The 12,584-nt window shown below is 68.2% G+C and carries 11 protein-coding genes; 4 read left to right on the top strand and 7 right to left on the bottom strand.

Annotated elements, in window-relative coordinates:
• Positions 1–135 precede the first annotated feature (135 nt).
• Complete coding sequence (locus M878_RS79300) at positions 136–876, top strand: TerD family protein (protein ID WP_023551102.1); 741 nt, start codon at positions 136–138, stop codon at positions 874–876.
• Between the two features lie 58 nt (positions 877–934).
• Here the strand turns inward: M878_RS79300 and M878_RS79295 are convergent, their stop codons facing one another.
• The 6 genes from M878_RS79295 to M878_RS79270 form a co-directional block, all read right to left on the bottom strand.
• Positions 935–1,672: a TerD family protein gene (locus M878_RS79295; RefSeq protein ID WP_023551101.1), complete on the bottom strand. Its 738-nt coding sequence runs from the start codon at positions 1,670–1,672 to the stop codon at positions 935–937.
• An 89-nt stretch (positions 1,673–1,761) separates the two neighbouring features.
• Positions 1,762–2,901, bottom strand: a complete 1,140-nt coding sequence (locus M878_RS79290) for a DUF475 domain-containing protein (protein WP_023551100.1) — start codon at positions 2,899–2,901, stop codon at positions 1,762–1,764.
• A gap of 154 nt (positions 2,902–3,055) precedes the next feature.
• Complete coding sequence (locus tag M878_RS79285) at positions 3,056–3,634, bottom strand: TerD family protein (protein WP_023551099.1); 579 nt, start codon at positions 3,632–3,634, stop codon at positions 3,056–3,058.
• A gap of 101 nt (positions 3,635–3,735) precedes the next feature.
• Complete coding sequence (locus M878_RS79280) at positions 3,736–4,311, bottom strand: TerD family protein (RefSeq protein WP_023551098.1); 576 nt, start codon at positions 4,309–4,311, stop codon at positions 3,736–3,738.
• Between the two features lie 138 nt (positions 4,312–4,449).
• A complete protein-coding gene (locus M878_RS79275; protein WP_023551097.1) occupies positions 4,450–4,908 on the bottom strand; it encodes a peroxiredoxin in 459 nt (152 codons plus the stop codon).
• A gap of 111 nt (positions 4,909–5,019) precedes the next feature.
• Entirely contained in the window at positions 5,020–5,448 is a 429-nt protein-coding gene (locus M878_RS79270; RefSeq protein ID WP_023551096.1) for a DUF3052 domain-containing protein, read from the bottom strand.
• A 379-nt stretch (positions 5,449–5,827) separates the two neighbouring features.
• Between M878_RS79270 and aceE the strand changes: the two genes are divergently transcribed.
• Complete coding sequence (aceE, locus tag M878_RS79265; RefSeq protein ID WP_023551095.1) at positions 5,828–8,575, top strand: pyruvate dehydrogenase (acetyl-transferring), homodimeric type; 2,748 nt, start codon at positions 5,828–5,830, stop codon at positions 8,573–8,575.
• Between the two features lie 373 nt (positions 8,576–8,948).
• Here aceE and M878_RS79260 read toward each other — a convergent pair whose 3' ends face one another.
• Positions 8,949–10,568 carry an MFS transporter gene (locus M878_RS79260; RefSeq protein WP_031226238.1) on the bottom strand — a complete coding sequence of 540 codons (1,620 nt, stop codon included), beginning with the start codon at positions 10,566–10,568 and terminating at the stop codon, positions 8,949–8,951.
• A 66-nt stretch (positions 10,569–10,634) separates the two neighbouring features.
• On the opposite strand from M878_RS79260, the gene M878_RS79255 reads away from it, so the two are divergent.
• Positions 10,635–11,270 carry a TetR family transcriptional regulator gene (locus M878_RS79255; protein ID WP_023551093.1) on the top strand — a complete coding sequence of 212 codons (636 nt, stop codon included), beginning with the start codon at positions 10,635–10,637 and terminating at the stop codon, positions 11,268–11,270.
• An 83-nt stretch (positions 11,271–11,353) separates the two neighbouring features.
• Positions 11,354–12,571: an alpha/beta hydrolase gene (locus M878_RS79250; protein ID WP_023551092.1), complete on the top strand. Its 1,218-nt coding sequence runs from the start codon at positions 11,354–11,356 to the stop codon at positions 12,569–12,571.
• Positions 12,572–12,584 lie beyond the last annotated feature (13 nt).

Here is a 12,584-nt window from a genome sequence, read left to right as displayed (position 1 = left end):
GGTAATAGTACGTAGAGACCCATGTCAGGGGTTCCCTGCGGGCATGAATTTCTGGTAACTCGCCCGTGTAGGCAGCGCCGTGGGACACCACCCCCCGCATTGTCGTGGCCAAGACCGAGCAGGCAGGATGACCGCATGACGCACGCGATGCTGAAGGGGTCGAACATCCCGCTGGCGGCCGAAACGGTCCGCGCCGAACTGCGCTGGACGCCCGGACAGGGGGTCCCGGACGTGGATGTCTCGGCGCTGCTGCTGGGCCCCGGCGGCCGTGTGCGCTCCGACGAGGACTTCGTCTTCTACAACCAGCCCCGGCACCCCTCCGGGAAGGTGTGGCGGCTCGGCAAGAAGCGCGTCACCGAGGGCCTGACCGACACGATCCAGTCGGATCTGCCCGGTGTCGAGCCGGACGTCGGCCGGATCCTGCTGGTCGCGTCGGCGGACGGGGTCACCTTCGACCAGGTGCCGGCGCTGTGCATCCTGCTGTACGACGCCTCGGCCGTCGACGGGGAGCCGCTGGCCCGGTTCGAGATCAAGCCGGAGACGGGTGCGGAGACCGCGCTGATCTGCGGTGAGCTGTACCGGCGCGGAGAGGGCTGGAAGTTCCGCGCGCTGGGCGAGGGCTACTCCAACGGGCTGAAGGGGCTCGCGACGGACTTCGGTATCTCGGTCGACGAGTCGGATGTGGAGGAGTCGCTGCCTCCGGTTGTGCCGCCATTGCCTCCGGCGGTTCCGCAGCAGCCACCGGCGTACGGGTATCCGCAGCCGGCCTCGGCCCAGCCGGCGTACGGGTATCCGCAGCCTCAGCCGGTTCCGGTGGGGCCGGCGGATCCGAACTTCCGGCTGCCTCCGCAGGGGCCGCAGTTCATCGGGCGGTGAGCAGGGCTGCCCAGGGCGCGGGACTACATCGGCAGTGCGCCCCGAGCCGGTGGGCGACTCAGCGCTCCGCCTTCGTCTTGTAGCCTCGCCCCCACTGCAGCCCCCACCCGTACAGCCGGTCCAGCTCCCCCTGGAACCCGTACACGAACTTCACCTCGCGGCGGACGACCAGCTCGCCCTTCACATTCTCGATCATGACGACCGCGCAGGAGCGGGCCTGGGGGTGGCGTTCGTCGAGGCCTATCTCGATGCGGGGGCCGTTGCTGGGGTACAGCGTGACGATGGCGTGGGTGCGGTCGAAGGCCGGGGTCTGGTCGTAGATGTAGACGAAGACCAGCAGGCGTTTGATGGCGTCGCGGTGGTCGAGGTTGATGTACATCGTCTCGCCGGACGCCGAGCCGAACCGGTCGTCGCCGCTGAGCTTGATGTACGGCGGGGCGTTGACGTCGCCGAGGTAGTTGCCGAGCGGCTGGACGACGCCCTTCGTGCCGTCGGTCAGTTCGTACAGGCAGCCGAGGTCGAGGTCGACGTTGACCATGCTCTGGCCGTGGCCCAGCACCTCCGGCGGCTTGAGGGCCTTGAAGGGGTGCCGGAAGAGGCTGGTGCGCTGGTTCGCGTCGAAGTCGGAGGTGCGCATCCGCCAGGTGAGGTTGACGCGCAGATGGCCGGTGGCCGCGCCCTGTTTGGTGAGCGACACCGTGTGGTGGCGCCCGTTGAGCTGGATGGAGCCGGTCGCGGCTTCGCCCGAGTCGAAGTCGGAGAGCCGCGCGCCCAGCAGTCCGTCGAAGAAACCCATTCCCGCCCCCTGGTCACTCTGGTGAACGCCGTCGGGGCGGCCGGCCCTGTCGGCCGCCCCGCTCAGAGCGTTCCTCACCGGCCGGGGCGTCACACCCCGGAGGAAACCTCGGCCTTCTCGTCGCTGTCCTCGCCGGCGGCCGCCAGTACGCGGTTGCGGCGGACGGAGGACCAGAAGGACCAGGCGATCAGGACGACGCCGACGAGGCCGGTGATGACCTCGTTGATCTCGTACTTGATGGTGACCATGAGGATCACGGCCAGAGCGCCGATGGCGTAGTGGGCGCCGTGCTCCAGGAAGACGTAGTCGTCGAGGGTGCCCTGGCGGACCAGGTAGACCGTGAGGGAGCGGACGTACATCGCGCCGATGCCGAGGCCGAGGGCCATCATCACGATGTCGTTGGTGATGGCGAAGGCGCCGATCACGCCGTCGAAGGAGAAGGACGCGTCCAGGACCTCCAGGTAGAGGAACATGAAGAACGCGGCCTGGCCGGCCAGCAGCACCGCCGACTTCTTCTTGCCGGTGCGGGCAGCCTCTTCCTCCTCCTCGTGCTCGCGCTCCTCCTCTTCCTCCAGCCGGTCCTCGAAGTAACCGGACAGACCTCCGACGATCATGTATGTGATCAAGCCGGCGACGCCGGCGATCAGGACCGTCTGCGCCTTGTCCGCGTGGGCGCCGCCGTGCTGGTGGGCCTGGGTGGCGAAGGTCAAGGAGGTGATCAGCAGGGCGATCAGCGCGATGCAGACCGCCAGCATGTCGACCTTGCCGAGCTTGGCCAGAGGCCGCTCGATCCAGCGCAGCCACTGGATGTCCCGGTCCTCGAAGATGAAGTCCAGGAAGATCATCAACAGGAACATGCCACCGAACGCGGCGATCGCCGGGTGGGCGTCGGTGACCAGCTGCTGGTAGCGGTCCTTGTCGGTGAGGGCCAGATGAACCGCGTCGTACGGGCTGAGCTTGGCGGTGACGGCCACGATGACGACCGGGAACACCAGCCGCATGCCGAAGACCGCGATGAGGACGCCGACCGTGAGGAAGATCTTCTGCCAGAAGGCGTTCATCTTCTTCAGGATCCCGGCGTTGACCACCGCGTTGTCGAACGACAGCGAGATCTCGAGGACGGCGAGGATCGCCACGACGCCGAAGGCCTCCCACCCCCCGTAGAAGACCGCGGCGACCAGGCCTAGCGCGGTCACCGCGAACGACCAGCCGAAGGTTTTCAGAAGCACTGGCTACCCAATCTTGAAGGTACGGGTTTCCCCCGCGCCGTACTCGGCTTTGCGAAACATTGACCCCGAGTCTAGAGGGGCGCCCCACCGGCCGTACCGTCCAGGGCGACTCTCACCGAAAAGCCACAGCACAGGCCCTGGGAGACGCCTTCGGCTACGAGACGTTCACCCCGAAGTCCAGGGCGATGCCGCGCAGGCCCGAGGCGTAGCCCTGGCCCACGGCCCGGAACTTCCACTCCCCCTGGTAGCGGTACAGCTCGCCGAAGATCATGGCGGTCTCGGTGGAGGCGTCCTCGCTCAGGTCGTAGCGGGCCAGTTCCTGGCCGTCGGCCTGGTTCACGACCCGGATGAAGGCGTTGGAGACCTGGCCGAAAGTCTGGCCGCGCTCGTCCGCCATATGGATCGAGACCGGGAAGACGATCTTCTCGCACTGCGCCGGCACCTTGGTGAGGTCGACCAGGATCGATTCGTCATCGCCCTCGCCCTCACCGGTGAGGTTGTCACCGGTGTGCTCGACCGAGCCGTCGGGGCTCTTGAGCTGGTTGTAGAAGACGAACCACTCGTCGCCCATGACGCGGTTGCCCGCGCCGCACAGCAGGGCGCTGGCGTCCAGGTCGAAGGGGGCGCCGGTGGTGGAGCGCGCGTCCCAGCCGAGCCCGATCATGACGTTCGTGAGATTCGGTGCGGCCTTGGAGAGGGAGACATTGCCTCCCTTGGCGAGCGTGACGCCCATGATGCTGGTCCTCCCCTAGTGGTGCTTTCCTGGTTTTCCTGCACGTCCGGCGCCGCCCGTAAACGGTGCGGCGCCGGACGGGATGTGCGGGCTGTCGTACCTCAGACGTTGACGCCGAAGTCCTGCGCGATACCGCGCAGACCGGAGGCGTAGCCCTGGCCGATGGCGCGGAACTTCCACTCCGCCCCGTGCCGGTACAGCTCGCCGAAGACCATCGCGGTCTCGGTGGAGGCGTCCTCGCTCAGGTCGTAGCGGGCGATCTCCTGGCCGCCGGCCTGGTTCACCACGCGGATGTAGGCGTTGCGGACCTGGCCGAAGGACTGCTGGCGGTTCTCGGCGTCGTAGATCGACACCGGGAAGACGATCTTCTCGATGTCGGCCGGGACTCCGGCGAGGTTGACCTTGATCACCTCGTCGTCGCCCTCACCCTCACCGGTGAGGTTGTCACCGGTGTGCTCGACCGAGCCCTCGGGGCTCTTGAGGTTGTTGAAGAAGACGAAGTGCTGGTCGCTCGCGACCTTGCCGGAGTTGTTCAGCAGCAGCGCGCTGGCGTCGAGGTCGAAGTCACTGCCGGTCGTGGTACGGGCGTCCCAGCCCAGACCGACGAGGACCGCGGTCAGACCCGGGGCCTCCTTCGTCAGCGATACGTTGCCGCCCTTGCTGAGGCTGACTCCCACGAGTCCTCCATGTGGTGTCCAGGGGCGGAAAGCCCCGTCGTGCTTCGGATATGGGATCAACGTGCCGATCCTAGTGACGGGTTCCCGCCCCCCGCAGACCCTGGACTCGGAGGACCACAGGTGTCGGCCACGGTCGGCCTACAGGGTGTCGAGCGCCTTCACGTACTCGTTCAGGTCGCGCGCGTCCGGCAGGCCGTTGACCACGGTCCACCGCACGACGCCTTCCTTGTCGATGATGAAGGTGCCCCGGACGGCGCATCCCTTGTCCTCGTCGAAGACGCCGTACGCGCGCGAGACGTTGCCGTGCGGCCAGAAGTCGCTGAGCAGCGGGTACTCCAGGCCCTCCTGCTCCGCGAAGACGCGCAGGGTGTGGATGGAGTCGTTGGAGACGGCGAGCAGCCGGGTGTCGTCGTTGACGAACTTCGGCAGGTTGTCGCGCAGCTCGCACAGCTCACCGGTGCACACACCGGTGAAGGCGAACGGATAGAAGAGGAGGACCACGTTCTTGTCGCCGCGGAGGTCCGAGAGCTTCACGGTGCGGCCGTGGTTGTCCTTGAGCTCGAAGTCAGGGGCCTTGTCGCCGACCTGGATCGCCATCGGGATGCTTCCCTTTCGGTGGGCTGTTCGGAGGAGAACAGCCTACGGCGGCGGGGGCGGCGGTCACCCGGAGGGACCGCCGCCCCCGCATCGCTCACCTGCCGGAGACAGTCACCGCTTGGCGGCGGCCTTCGGGGTCGAAAGCCTGCTGCCGTTCCAGTCCTTGCCCACGCTGACGCTCTTGGTCTGCGACAGGCCGGCCGTCTGCGCCGCGTCACTGATGTCGCTGGGCTCGATGTAGCCGTCCCGGCCGGTCTTCGGCGTCAGGAGGAGGATCTGGCCGCCCTCTTCGAGGTAGCCGATGGCGTCGACCAGCGCATCGGTCAGGTCGCCGTCGTCGTCACGGAACCACAGCAACACGGCATCGGCCACGTCGTCGTAGTCCTCGTCCATCAGCTCATTGCCGATGGCTTCCTCGATGGACTCGCGGAGGTCCTGGTCGACGTCGTCGTCGTAGCCGATCTCCTGGACCACCTGGTCGGGCTGGAACCCCAGCCTGACGGCCAGGCTCGTCTCCGCGTGGTCCGCGGTCGCGCTCACGGTCTGCCTCCTGATCATGTCTTTGGGTAAAACTCAGCCACGCGCGTGCGCGCGTTGCTTGGCCGTAGTCCACACGGGCGGGACGGATCGCGCAAGTACCCGGCCGTTCGGACCGCCGAAACGGTGACGATCCCGGCCTTGTCACCGCAACTCCTGGCACCGTATCCCGATTCAGCGTGACCCACATCGCACGCATTTGCCTGTTTTGCTCCACTCCTCGAACATCTTTGCCAAGCGCGTCACACCCCGGGCGTATCGTTGCGTTTTGACCGACGGAGATGACGTACGCCGCCCCGAGGTAGACGATGGGGAGCGGTGCAGGCAGGTGCGGAAAAACAAGAAACTGCAGAAGACGGCCCTCTGACAGGTAAGGAACAGCGTGGCTTCCGGATCCGATCGCAATCCGATCATCATTGGCGGCCTTCCGAGTCAGGTTCCTGACTTCGACCCCGAAGAGACCCAGGAGTGGCTCGACTCCCTCGACGCCGCCGTGGACGAGCGCGGCCGGGAACGGGCCCGCTATCTCATGCTCCGACTGATCGAGCGGGCCCGCGAGCGGCGCGTGTCCGTGCCCGAGATGCGCAGCACAGACTACGTCAACACGATCGCCACCAAGGACGAGCCGTTCTTCCCGGGCAACGAGGAAATCGAGCGCAAGATCCTCAACGCGACCCGCTGGAACGCGGCCGTGATGGTCTCGCGCGCCCAGCGCCCCGGCATCGGCGTCGGCGGCCACATCGCCACCTTCGCCTCCTCGGCCTCCCTGTACGACGTCGGCTTCAACCACTTCTTCCGCGGCAAGGACGAGGGCGACGGCGGCGACCAGGTCTTCTTCCAGGGCCACGCCTCGCCGGGTATCTACGCACGCGCGTACCTGCTCGACCGGCTCACCGAGAACCAGCTCGACGGATTCCGCCAGGAGAAGTCGAAGTACCCCGACGGCCTGTCCAGCTATCCGCACCCGCGCTCCATGCCGGACTTCTGGGAGTTCCCGACGGTCTCCATGGGCCTCGGTCCGCTCGGCGCGATCTTCCAGGCGCGGATGAACCGCTATATGGAGGCGCGCGGCATCGCCGACACCTCCAAGTCGCACGTATGGGCGTTCCTCGGCGACGGCGAGATGGACGAGCCGGAGTCACTCGGCCAGCTGTCCATCGCGGCCCGGGAGAGCCTGGACAACCTGACCTTCGTGGTCAACTGCAACCTGCAGCGGCTCGACGGCCCGGTGCGTGGCAACGGGAAGATCATCCAGGAGCTGGAGTCGATCTTCCGGGGCGCCGGCTGGAACGTGATCAAGCTGATCTGGGACCGCACCTGGGACCCGCTGCTCGCGCAGGACCGGGACGGCATCCTCGTCAACAAGATGAACACGACCCCGGACGGCCAGTTCCAGACGTACGCCACGGAGTCCGGCGCATACATCCGCGAGCACTTCTTCGGTGACGACCACCGGCTGCGCGCGATGGTCGAGAACATGACCGACGACCAGATCCTGCACCTGGGCCGCGGCGGTCACGACCACCGCAAGATCTACGCGGCCTTCAAGGCGGCCAAGGAGCACAAGGGCCAGCCGACGGTCATCCTGGCCAAGACGATCAAGGGCTGGACGCTGGGCCCCAACTTCGAGGGCCGCAACGCCACGCACCAGATGAAGAAGCTGACGGTCGACGACCTCAAGCGCTTCCGGGACCGTCTGCACCTGCCGATCACGGACCAGCAGCTGGAGTCCGGCCCGCCGCCGTACTACCACCCGGGCCGGGACACCGACGAGATCCAGTACATGCACGACATGCGCAAGCAGTGCGGCGGGTACGTCCCGACGCGCGTCGTGCGCTCCAAGCCGCTCGCACTGCCGGACGACAAGACGTACGCGACGGTGAAGAAAGGCTCGGGCCAGCAGGCCATCGCCACGACGATGGCGTTCGTCCGACTGCTGAAGGATCTCATGCGGGACAAGGAGATCGGCCGCCGGTTCGTGCTGATCGCGCCGGACGAGTACCGCACGTTCGGCATGGACTCCTTCTTCCCGAGCGCGAAGATCTACAACCCGCTCGGGCAGCAGTACGAGGCGGTGGACCGGGACCTGCTCCTCGCCTACAAGGAGTCGCCGACCGGCCAGATGCTGCACGACGGCATCTCCGAGGCGGGCTGCACGGCGTCCCTGATCGCGGCGGGCTCGGCCTACGCCACGCACGGCGAACCGCTGATCCCGGTGTACGTCTTCTACTCGATGTTCGGTTTCCAGCGCACCGGTGACCAGTTCTGGCAGATGGCCGACCAGCTGGCGCGCGGATTCGTCCTGGGCGCGACCGCCGGCCGTACGACGCTGACCGGTGAGGGTCTGCAGCACGCGGACGGCCACTCGCAGCTGCTCGCCTCGACCAACCCGGCGTGCGTGGCCTACGACCCGGCGTACTCGTACGAGATCGCGCACATCGTGCAGGACGGCCTGCGCCGCATGTACGGCGCCGACGCGGACCACCCCCATGGCGAGGACGTCTTCTACTACCTGACCGTCTACAACGAGCCCATCCAGCACCCGGCCGAGCCGGAGAACGTGGACGTCGAGGGCATCCTGAAGGGCGTCCACAAGCTGAGCGAGGGCACGGCGGGCTCGATCCCGGCGCAGATCATGGCGTCGGGCGTGGCCGTCCCGTGGGCGCTGGAGGCGCAGCGGATCCTCGCCGAGGAGTGGAACGTGCGCGCTGGCGTCTGGTCGGCCACCTCCTGGAACGAGCTGCGCCGCGAGGCCGTGGCGTGCGAGGAGCACAACCTGCTGCATCCGGAGGAGGAGCAGCGGGTGCCGTATGTGACGCGGAAGCTCAGCGGCGCCGAGGGTCCGTTCGTGGCCGTGTCCGACTGGATGCGATCGGTTCCGGACCAGATCGCGCGGTGGGTGCCGGGTGCTTATCAGTCGCTGGGGGCGGACGGGTTCGGCTTCGCCGACACCCGGGGGGCGGCTCGGCGGTTCTTCCACATCGACGCGCAGTCGATCGTCGTCGCGGTGCTGACGGAGCTGGCACGGGAGGGGAAGGTGGACCGTTCGGTGCTGAAGCAGGCCATCGACCGGTATCAGTTGCTTGATGTTTCGGCTGCGCATCCGGGGGCGGCGGGAGGAGACGCGTAGACGGCGACTGGGGCGGGGGCAGCGGGTCCATTGCCGGGTGCGCGTCGCATGTGGTCGCTCGCGCAGTTCCCCGCGCCCCTGGGCAGGCGAGCCGCAACTCGCTCAGGGGCGCGGGGAACTGGCGCGACCGGCCCACCACTCACTCGCACCCGGCAAGGGACATCCAGCCCCACCCCCGTTGCCGCCCGGCCCAAGCGCCGCAGGCCGGCGCGCACAGCCCCCTCCGCTGCGCGCGCCGCGGCCCGGCCGTCCTCCCATGCCCTGCGGAGGAGTTGACCCACTGTGACCTGCGGCGCGCGTCCGGTGCGAGGGATCTTTAGCGAAGTCACCCTGATAGGCGAAATCCACGGAAGAGGCCCGGACGGAGCCGGACTCAGATGTGGCCCGCGCCCGCACCCGCCTCCGCGTTCGCACCCCGCTTGGTGAGCAGCGCGACGAGGACGGCGACCGCCGCCACGCCCGCCGCGACCAGGGAGGCGAGGCTCATGCCGGAGACAAAGGTGTGATGGGCGACCTCCGTGATCTTCGCGGCGGTCTGCTCCGGCACCCCCTTCGGCACCGGAGCCACACCGACCTGCACCGCCTCGGACGCCTTGTGCAGCTGATCCGGGGTCAGCTGCGGCAGCCCGGCGCCCGTCCAGTTGCCCGCCAGATCGCCGTCGACCTTGGAGGCCATCACGGCGCCCAGCACCGCCGTACCGAGGCTGCCGCCGATCTGCATGGCCGCCTGCTGGAGACCGCCGGCCACACCGGACAGCTCCATGGGAGCGTTGCCGACGATGACCTCGGTGGCGCCGACCATGACCGGCGCCAGGCCGAGGCCGAGCAGTGCGAACCAGATGGACATGACACCGCTTCCGGTGCCGGCCTTGAGCGTCGACATGCCGTACATGGCGACGGCGGTCGCGGCCATGCCGCCGGCCAGCGGGATGCGCGGGCCGAGCTTGGTGATCGCGGCGCCGGCGAGCGGCGAGCCGACGATCATCATGCCGGTGAGCGGCAGCAGGTGCAGGCCCGCGTTGATCGGGCTCATGCCGTGGACGTTCTGCAGGTAGAACGTCACGAAGAACAGGCCGCCCATGAACGCGATGGCCATGAGGACCATCAGCACGACGCCCGCCGAGAGGGGTATCGAGCGGAAGAGGCCGAGCGGGATCAGCGGTTCCTCCACCCTCGTCTCCCAGAACGAGAACACGGCGAAGAACACCACGGACGCGGCGATGAAGAGCCAGGTCTTACCGTCGCCCCAGCCCCAGGTCGGGGCCTTGATGAGCGCCCACACCAGGCAGAACATCGCGCCGGAGAGCAGCGCGATGCCGAGGAGGTCAAAGGACCGTGGGGCGCTCTCCGCGCGGTGGTCGAGCAGGATCAGCAGGCCCAGCAGCAGCGCCAGCGCACCGACCGGCACGTTGATGAAGAACACCGACTGCCAGTTGACGTGCTCGACGAGGACACCGCCGAGGATCGGGCCGCCCGCGGTGGACGCGCCGATCACCATGCCCCAGATGCCGATGGCCATGTTGAGCTTCTCGGCCGGGAAGGTGGCCCGCAGCAGGCCGAGTGCGGCCGGCATCAGGAGCGCGCCGAACAGGCCCTGGAACACGCGGAAGGTGACGACCGCGGCGATGCTGTGGGACAGGCCGATGGCGCCCGAGGCGGCGGCGAAGCCGGTGACGCCGATGAGGAACGTCTGCCGGTGGCCGAAGCGGTCACCGAGCTTGCCCGCGGTGATCAGGGTGACCGCGAGGGCCAGGAAGTAGCCGTTGGTGATCCACTGGACGTCGGCGAACGTCGCGCCCAGGTCCTCCTTGATGGTCGGGTTGGCGATGGCCACGATGGTGCCGTCGAGGGCCACCATCATGACGCCCACGGCGACGGTGATGAGGGTGAGCCAGGGATGGCCGCGCAGCCCCGCGGCCGGAGGTGACTCGAGCGAGGCTTCCGGCAATGCGTCCCCCGGCCCCGTCGCGTCGATGGTGGTCTGACTAGTCATACGTTCGAGGCTAGTGACAGCCTCTGACAATTGACAATCGATTTCATCCGTCGGTAACTGACACATATGGAAACACTGCGCGAACGCAAGAAGCAGCGCACACGAGAGGCACTGCTGCGGGCCGCTCTGGAGCTGTTCACGACCCACGGGTACGAGCACACCACCGTCGACGAGATCGCCGAGGCCGTCGGCGTCTCCCAGCGCACCTTCTTCCGCTACTTCGCCGGCAAGGAGGACGTGGCCTTCACGGTGCAGGCCATGACGGAGGAGCGATTCGTGGCCGCCGTACGGGCGCGGCCCGCGCAGGAGGCGCCGATGGAGGCGCTGCGGCAGGCGGTCCTGGAGGGCTGGGACGCGATCCGCGGGACCGTCGAGTCGGCCGTCCCGGTCGAGCTGTATCTGCGCATGTACCGGACGATCGAGTCGACACCCGCGCTGCTCGCCGTCCATCTGCGCCGCTCGGCGGCCACGGAGGAGACGATCGCCCGCCTGCTGGCCGAACGCGAGGGTGTGGACGTGGACGCCGACCCGCGGCCGCGACTCGCCGTGGCCGTGTTCGGCGGGGTGATAAGGGTCACCGAACGGCAGTGGTGCACGGGCGACGACTTCAGCCTGGAGGCCATCCGTCAACTCACCGCGTCCTACCTGGATCAGGTGGGTTCGGCGCTCACCGGGAACTGGCGTTCCGAGCGAGATCGTTGACGATGCGTTCGATGATCCACGAAACGTGATCCCTATCACTCGGTTACCCCGAGACCCTCTCGTTCTCCTAGTGTGTCCTCCCAGTGACTTCCTTCGACACCTCCCCGCAACTGAACGTCTGGCGCGCACTCCTGGCGCTGGCCGTGGTGTTCGTGATGCTCGCGACCACCGGCTGGACCGCCCTGCGCACCCACCGGGAGTCGACCGCACTGCAGGCCTCGCTCGCCAAGTGGCGGCACGGCAGCATCCACGGCCTCCATCTGCCGGACCCCGAGGCCGCACCGGCCCGGCTCAGCCGTTTCTTCGCCACCCTCGGCCCCGAGGACCAGAGCCGTCTCGCCCACCGCTACCCGCTCGCGGTCGGCAACATGAACGGCGCGCCCGTCGGCCTGCGCTACCGCGCCAACCACATCGCGCTGGACCAGGCCCGCAAGGTCGAGAAGAAACGCATGCACGACACCCGCCTCAGCGCGGCCGGGCACCAGGACGCGGGCCGTCGTATGCACCGCTACGAGTCCCTGCTGACCCCCGGCCGGCAGATCCTGGCCTTCGACCCCGAGGGCTCGGGCCGTATCGCGGAGGTGTTCGGGGACCTGAACAAGGCCGAGCGGATCTCGGTCGTCGTCCCCGGCGTCGACACCGATCTGCTCACCTTCCAGAAGACCTACCGCCCGTACACCGCCCCGGTCGGCATGGCCAAGGCCCTGTACGCGGCGGAGCGCGCGCAGAGCCCCTCGACCCGTACCGCCGTGATCGCCTGGGCCGACTACACCTCCCCCGACGGACTCGGCGTGGACGCGGCCACCGGACTGCGCGCCGAGGAGGGCGCCGTACGGCTGAACGCCCTGCTGGACAGCCTGCCCGGCCGGGCCCCGGTGGCGATGATCTGCCACAGCTACGGCTCGGTGGTCTGCGGCGTCGCCGCGCACGCCCTGCCGGGCCGGGTGACCGACATAGCGGTGGCCGCGAGCCCCGGTATGCGGGTCTCCGCCGCCTCCCACCTGGACACCAGGGCCCGGGTGTGGGCCATGCGGGACGCCACTGACTGGATCCAGGACGTGCCGTACCTGGAGCTCGGCGGGCTCGGGCACGGCGCCGATCCGGTGTCCTCGGGGTACGGCGCGCGCGTGCTGTCCGCCCGGGACGCGCAGGGTCACGCCGGCTACTTCCAGCCGGGCACGGACAGCCTGCGCAACCTCGCCGACATCGGCGTCGGGGCGTACGACGCGGTGACGTGCGCGCATGAGAACAACGCGTGCCGGACCGGTCTGACTGATGCGTCTATGGCCGGACGCGCGTAGAAACAGCAGGAAG

The organism is Streptomyces roseochromogenus subsp. oscitans DS 12.976 (assembly GCF_000497445.1).
Classification (GTDB): domain Bacteria; phylum Actinomycetota; class Actinomycetes; order Streptomycetales; family Streptomycetaceae; genus Streptomyces; species Streptomyces oscitans.
This window is presented reverse-complemented; position numbering and strand designations above follow the sequence as displayed.

What these genes read in the sequence shown, in the direction of transcription:
- M878_RS79285 (WP_023551099.1), bottom strand. Translation starts at nt 3,634, where the DNA reads ATGGGCGTCACGCTCGCCAAGGGAGGCAATGTCTCCCTCTCCAAGGCC.
- M878_RS79255 (WP_023551093.1), top strand. Translation starts at nt 10,635, where the DNA reads ATGGAAACACTGCGCGAACGCAAGAAGCAGCGCACACGAGAGGCACTG.
- M878_RS79300 (WP_023551102.1), top strand. Translation starts at nt 136, where the DNA reads ATGACGCACGCGATGCTGAAGGGGTCGAACATCCCGCTGGCGGCCGAA.
- M878_RS79295 (WP_023551101.1), bottom strand. Translation starts at nt 1,672, where the DNA reads ATGGGTTTCTTCGACGGACTGCTGGGCGCGCGGCTCTCCGACTTCGAC.
- M878_RS79260 (WP_031226238.1), bottom strand. Translation starts at nt 10,568, where the DNA reads ATGACTAGTCAGACCACCATCGACGCGACGGGGCCGGGGGACGCATTG.
- M878_RS79275 (WP_023551097.1), bottom strand. Translation starts at nt 4,908, where the DNA reads ATGGCGATCCAGGTCGGCGACAAGGCCCCTGACTTCGAGCTCAAGGAC.